This is a genomic window from Streptomyces diacarni, from assembly GCF_003323715.1.
Lineage (GTDB): Bacteria > Actinomycetota > Actinomycetes > Streptomycetales > Streptomycetaceae > Streptomyces > Streptomyces diacarni.
This window is the reverse complement of the sequence record NZ_QOIN01000074.1, coordinates 1-5146: the sequence shown is the minus strand read 5'-3', so window position 1 is coordinate 5146 and position 5146 is coordinate 1. Positions and strand designations below refer to the sequence as shown.

1 protein-coding gene is annotated in these 5146 nt (G+C 69.1%); it reads left to right on the top strand.

Translation table 11 applies throughout. The features are described from left to right. Window positions 1-21: 21 nt before the first annotated feature. Window positions 22-5146 (top strand): SDR family NAD(P)-dependent oxidoreductase (locus DTL70_RS33075; RefSeq protein ID WP_342776529.1); only part of this gene is annotated, 5125 nt, incomplete at its 3' end.

Below are 5146 nucleotides of genomic sequence, written 5' to 3'. Positions count from 1 at the left end.
TTGGAGGATGCGGCGCGGTTGGTGGCGGTGCGTAGTCGTGTGATTGGTGAGTTTGCGCCGGAGGGTGCGATGGCGCATGTGGCGTTGCCGGTGGGTGTGGTGCGGGAGGAGTTGGAGTCGGCTGGTGGTGTTGAGGTTGCGGCGGTGAATGGTCCGGGGTCGACGATTGTGTCGGGGGATCGGGTGTGTGTGGAGGGGTTGGTTGCGGGGTTTGGTGTGCGGGGTGTGCGGGCGCGGGTGTTGCCGGTGAGTTATGCGTCGCATTGTGCGCATATGGATGTGTTGGCGCCGCGTATTGGGGAGGCGGTGGGGCGGGTTTCTCCTGGTGGGACGCGGGTGCCGTTTTATTCGACGGTTGTGGGTGGTGTGGTGGCTGGTGAGGAGTTGGGTGGTGGGTATTGGGAGCGGAATTTGCGGTCTCCGGTGCGGTTTGGGGAGACGGTGGGGGGTTTGTTGGATGCGGGGTATCGGCGGTTTGTGGAGGTGAGTGCGCATCCGGTGTTGACCTCAGCGATCGAGGATGTCGTCGATGAGCATCCGGAGCGTCCTGAGGTGATCGTGACGGGGTCGTTGCAGCGTGATCATGGTGATCTGCGTCAGATGCTGACCTCCGCCGCCCGGCTGTGGGCGCACGGCACCGACATCACCTGGCCCACACCCACCCCGACCGCACCAACCTCTTCGTCCACCGAGTGCGTGGAGCTGCCCACCTACCCCTTCCAACGCCAGCCGTACTGGCTGGAGACCCCGGCCCCGAAGACGTCGCCCTCCGCATTCGGCATGGCCGACACGGAGCATCCCTTCCTCGGTGCGACGGTCGAGTTGGCCGACGACGGTCGTACGTTGCTGACCGGCAGGCTGTCGCTCCGGTCCCACCCCTGGCTCGCCGACCACACCGTGGCGGGAACCGTCGTCGTGCCCGGCACGGTCTTCGTCGAACTCGGCCTCCGGGCGGCGGAGTACACCGGCTGCGACCAGGTCGCCGACCTCACCCTCCATGCCCCCCTGACCCTCGAGGGGACCGTCGGCGTACGGCTCCAGGTGACGGTCGCCGAGGCCGACGAGAGCGGGCTGCGGCACCTGAGCATCCACGCCCGCCCTGAGGCGTCCGAAGACGACGGCACGTGGACTCGTCACGCGACGGGCTCTCTCGCGACGTCGGACACCGCCCCCCACGCCGTACCCACTGCGTGGCCCCCGGCCGGTTCCACCCCTGTTCCCACGGAAGAGCTGTATGGATGGCTCGCCGCACAGGGGTACGAGTACGGTCCCGCGTTCCAGGGGCTGGGGGAGGCCTGGCGACACGGCGACGACCTGTACGCCGAGGTCGGGCTTTCCGAGGACCAGCGGGCCCAAGCGGAAGCCTTCGCCACCCACCCGGCGCTCCTCGACGCGGCACTCCACTCCCTGGCGCTGGAGGACGGCCCGCTGCGGCCTGACGCTGAGGGCAGGATCGCGCTGCCGTTCTCCTGGTCGGGGCTCACTCTGCATGCCACAGGCGCGACGTCCGGTTGGGTGCGCTGGTCACGGACCTCCGCGGACACCGTGACGGTGACGCTCGCCGACCCGTCCGGTGGCCTTGTGGCGACGATCGACGCTCTGACACTGCGGCCGGTCGACGTCGAACAACTGGCCGCGAAGGCGAGTAGGCATCCGGAGGCTCCGCTGCGCCTCGACTGGGTGGAGGTGCCGGATACATCGGCGGACACGCGGACCACCCCCGTCACGACGGCGGCCACCTGCGCGGTGATCGGCGACGCGACCGCGGACTGGCTCGGGGAGGCCGTCGAGTCGAACACGGCCTTCCACGCGGACCTGCGTGCCCTGCGGGAACAGGTGTCAGCCGGCACGGCCGTGCCGGAGTTCGTGCTGGCCGTGTGCGGCACCGACACGGGCACCGACACCGACGCCGACACGGGCACCAGTGCCGGCGCCGACGCCGGTAGGGGCACCAGCGCCGGTGCCGACGACTCCGCGGAGCCGGACGGGGAGTCGGTGGCGGGCACCGCTGCGGCCATGACCGAGCAGACCCTGCGCTTGGTGCAGGAGTGGCTGGCCGAGGAGCGGTTCTCCGAGTCCACGTTGCTGTTGCTGACCCGCGGCGCGGTGATCACAAGCCCCTCCGAGGACGGCCCCGATCTGTCGCTCGCCCCCTGCTGGGGCCTGGTGCGCAGTGCGCAGAGCGAGCACCCCGGACGACTGCGCATCGTCGACCTCGACAGGGACCCGCTGTCTCAGCAGACTCTCGCCAGGGTGCTGACGGCCGCAGAGCCCCAGCTCGCCCTCCGCGAAGGCGTACCGTACGCGCCCCGTCTGGCCAAGGGCACCGAAGGCGCCCCCGCCGCGTCGGCGGAAGCGTCTGCTGGTGTGTCCGCCGACGCGTCCGGTAGTGCGTCTGTCGGTGCGTCCACCGCAGTGTCTGCCGGCCCCTGCTTCGGCGAGGGCACGGTCCTGATCACCGGCGGCACAGGGGCCCTCGGCGAGGTCACCGCCCGCCACCTGGTGTCCCGGCACGGTGCCCGACGGCTGTTGCTGGCCAGCCGTAGCGGTACCGCGGCGCCCGGCGTCGCGGAGCTGGTCGCCGAGTTGGAGGAGCTGGGCGCTCACGTCACCGTGGCGGCCTGCGACACGGCGGACCACGACGCCGTGGCCGACCTGCTCGCGACCATCCCGGCCGCCCACCCCCTCACCGCCGTCGTTCACGCCGCCGGCGTACTGGAGGACGCCACCGTCACCTCCCTCACCTCGGAAGGCCTGCGGGCGGTGATGCGTCCCAAAGTCGACGCGGCCTGGAATCTGCACCGGCTGACGCGGCACCTCGACCTGTCGGCGTTCGTCATGTTCTCCTCGATCGCGGGCACGTTCGGCAATCCCGGGCAGGCCAACTACGCCGCCGCCAACACCTTCCTCGACGCGCTCGCCCATCACCGTCACGTCCACGGCCTGCCCGCGCTGTCCCTCGCATGGGGACTGTGGGAAGAGGCCACGGGCATGACCGGCACGCTCACCAGCACCGATCGGGGCCGTCTGTCCCGCGGCGGGCTGACCCCGCTCGCCACGGACCGCGCCCTCCACCTGCTCGACCAGGCCCTGAGGACTCCGCAGTCCCCGCTTCAGCTTCCCGTCGAACTGAACCGGCCCGCACTGCGGGCACAGGCCCGCAACGGCACGCTTCCCAGCATCCTGCGCGGCCTCGTGCGTGCGCCGCGCAGGGCGGCCGCCCGGTCCCAGTCGGTCTCCAGCGACTCCCTGGCCCAGCGGCTCGCACGGATGCCGGAGGTGGAACAGCGCGAAGCGGTACTGGAGATGGTGTGCACACAGACGGCGTCTGTGCTCGGGCACTCCGGAACAAGCGCGGTCGACCCGCAACGCGCCTTCAAGGAGGTCGGCTTCGACTCGCTGACCGCCGTCGAGCTCCGGAACCGGCTCAATGCCGCCACCGGTCTCCGCCTGCCGTCCACCGTCACCTTCGACCATCCGACCCCCGAGGCCCTCACCGACCACCTGCTCACTCGTCTGGGTACCTCGTCGTCGGCCCCGGCCGCCGCAACGAACGTCGCCTCCACTGCCGGATCAACGGTCGAGCAGACAGAACCGATCGCGATCATCGGGATGGCGTGTCACTATCCGAACGGTATCGACAGTCCGGCGGATTTGTGGCGGCAGTTGGTTGAGGGGCGAGATGCCACGGGTGATTTCCCGGTCAATCGGGGGTGGGACCCGGAGTTGTATGACCCTGATCCTGAGCAGGTGGGGAAGAGCTATACGCGTCGTGGTGGTTTTCTCCATGACGCGGATCAGTTCGATGCGGAGTTCTTCGGTATCAGTCCGCGTGAGGCGCTGGCGATCGATCCGCAGCAGCGGTTGTTGCTGGAGACGGCCTGGGAGGCGATCGAGTCCGCCGGCATCGATCCGGAAACCCTTCGCGACAATGTCACCGGCGTCTATACGGGGCTGATGTACAACGACTACGCCTCCCGCCTGACCGCGAGGACTCCGCAGGGATTCGAGGGATATCTCGGGAACGGCAGCCTGCCCAGCGTCGCCTCAGGTCGCATTTCCTACACGCTGGGCCTTCAGGGGCCGGCAATCACGGTGGATACGGCGTGTTCGTCGTCGTTGGTGGCGTTGCATTTGGCGGCGCAGGCGTTGCGGGGTGGTGAGTGTCGTTATGCCCTTGCGGGTGGGGCGACGGTGATGGCGACTCCGCAGTTGTTCGTGGAGTTCAGTCGTCAGCGGGGCCTGGCTGCGGACGGGCGGTGCAAGTCGTTCGCCGCGGCGGCCGATGGGACGGGTTTCGGTGAGGGCGTTGGTCTGGTGCTGCTCACTCCGTTGTCCCATGCGCGGGAATTGGGGCATCCGGTCCTGGCGACCATCCAGGGAAGCGCGACCAATCAGGATGGTGCGAGTAATGGGTTGACGGCGCCGAACGGTCCGTCGCAGGAGCGGGTGATCCGTGCGGCGTTGGCGAATGCGCGGTTGGGTGTGGCGGATGTGGATGTGGTGGAGGCGCATGGTACGGGCACCACACTGGGCGACCCGATCGAGGCGCAGGCGCTGCTGGCGACGTATGGGCAGGACCGCCCCGGCGACCAGCCGTTGTGGTTGGGGTCGGTGAAGTCGAACATCGGTCATACGCAGGCTGCTGCGGGTGTGGCGGGTGTGATCAAGATGGTGGAGGCGATGCGGCACGGTGTGCTGCCGCGCACGTTGCATGTGGATGAGCCCACCCCGCATGTGGACTGGTCGGCGGGGGCGGTGCGGCTGCTGACGGAGTCGACCGAGTGGCCGGAGACGGGGCGTCCCCGTCGGGCTGCGGTCTCCTCGTTCGGCATCAGCGGCACGAACGCACATGTGGTGCTTGAGGCCCCGCCCGTGCCCGAGGCTGTGGCTGAGCAGGTTTCCTCGCCGGTTCCGACCGAATCGGCTGGTCCGGTGGTGTTGGCGTTGTCGGCGAAGTCGGAGCCGGCGTTGCGTCAACGTGCTGCGGAGCTTGCGGATTTTGTGGGGGCGCGTGCGGAGTACGGGCTTGCTGAGGTTGCTGGTGTGTTGGGTCGGCGTGGTGTGTTTGGTTGTCGTGCTGCGGTGGTGGGTGTGGGGCGTGGTGGTGTGGTGGGTGGTTTGCGTGCGGTTGCTGAGGGGTCTT